Source organism: Lactobacillus sp. MRS-253-APC-2B (assembly GCF_012843675.1).
GTDB lineage: Bacteria > Bacillota > Bacilli > Lactobacillales > Lactobacillaceae > Limosilactobacillus > Limosilactobacillus pulli.
This window is the reverse complement of record NZ_JABAFO010000045.1, coordinates 1-1,355: the sequence shown is the minus strand read 5'-3', so window position 1 is coordinate 1,355 and position 1,355 is coordinate 1. Positions and strand designations below refer to the sequence as shown.

The 1,355-nt window shown below is 53.1% G+C and carries 1 rRNA gene; it reads right to left on the bottom strand.

The annotated features are described in order from the left end of the window. Positions 1 to 7: 7 nt before the first annotated feature. Positions 8 to 1,355: ribosomal RNA gene (locus HF864_RS09345) — 23S ribosomal RNA — on the bottom strand; the annotation flags it as partial.

The window sequence follows — 1,355 nt, the reverse complement described above, 5'->3', positions numbered from 1 at the left end:
CCAAAACTTGGTTAAGTCCTCGACCGATTAGTAATGGTCCGCTCCATGCCTCGCGGCACTTCCACTTCCATCCTATCTACCTCATCATCTCTGAGGGGTCTTACTTCCATAAGGAATGGGAAATCTCATCTTGAGGCGAGTTTCACGCTTAGATGCTTTCAGCGTTTATCTCATCCATACATAGCTACCCAGCGATGCTCCTGGCGGAACAACTGGTACACCAGCGGTATGTCCATCCCGGTCCTCTCGTACTAAGGACAGGTCCTCTCAAATTTCCTACGCCCGCGACGGATAGGGACCGAACTGTCTCACGACGTTCTGAACCCAGCTCGCGTACCGCTTTAATGGGCGAACAGCCCAACCCTTGGGACCGACTACAGCCCCAGGATGCGATGAGCCGACATCGAGGTGCCAAACCTCCCCGTCGATGTGGACTCTTGGGGGAGATAAGCCTGTTATCCCCAGGGTAGCTTTTATCCGTTGAGCGATGGCCCTTCCATGCGGAACCACCGGATCACTAAGCCCGACTTTCGTCCCTGCTCGACCTGTCTGTCTCGCAGTCAAGCTCGCTTGTGCCTTTACACTCTGCGAATGATTTCCAACCATTCTGAGCGAACCTTTGGGCGCCTCCGTTATCTTTTGGGAGGCGACCGCCCCAGTCAAACTGCCCACCTGACACTGTCTCCCACCTCGATCAGAGGTGCGGGTTAGAGTGATCATAATGCAAGGGTAGTATCCCACCAACGCCTCTGCCAAAACTAGCGTCCTGGCTTCTATGGCTCCTACCTATCCTGTACAAGCAGTACAAGCACTCAATATCAAGCTACAGTAAAGCTCCATGGGGTCTTTCCGTCCTGTCGCGGGTAGCCTGCATCTTCACAGGCAATTCAATTTCACCGAGTCTCTCGTTGAGACAGTGCCCAGATCGTTACGCCTTTCGTGCGGGTCGGAACTTACCCGACAAGGAATTTCGCTACCTTAGGACCGTTATAGTTACGGCCGCCGTTTACTGGGGCTTCAATTCAGGGCTTCGCCGAAGCTAACTCTTCCTTTTAACCTTCCAGCACCGGGCAGGCGTCAGCCCCTATACTTCATCTTACGATTTTGCAGAAACCTGTGTTTTTGATAAACAGTCGCCTGGGCCTTTTCACTGCGGCTGATCTTGCGATCAGCACCCCTTCTCCCGAAGTTACGGGGTCATTTTGCCGAGTTCCTTAACGAGAGTTCGCTCGCTCACCTTAGGATACTCTCCTCGACTACCTGTGTCGGTTTGCGGTACGGGCAGTTGATTATTCGCTAGAAGCTTTTCTCGGCAGCGTGACATCAACGACTTCGCTACTATAATTTCGCTCCCC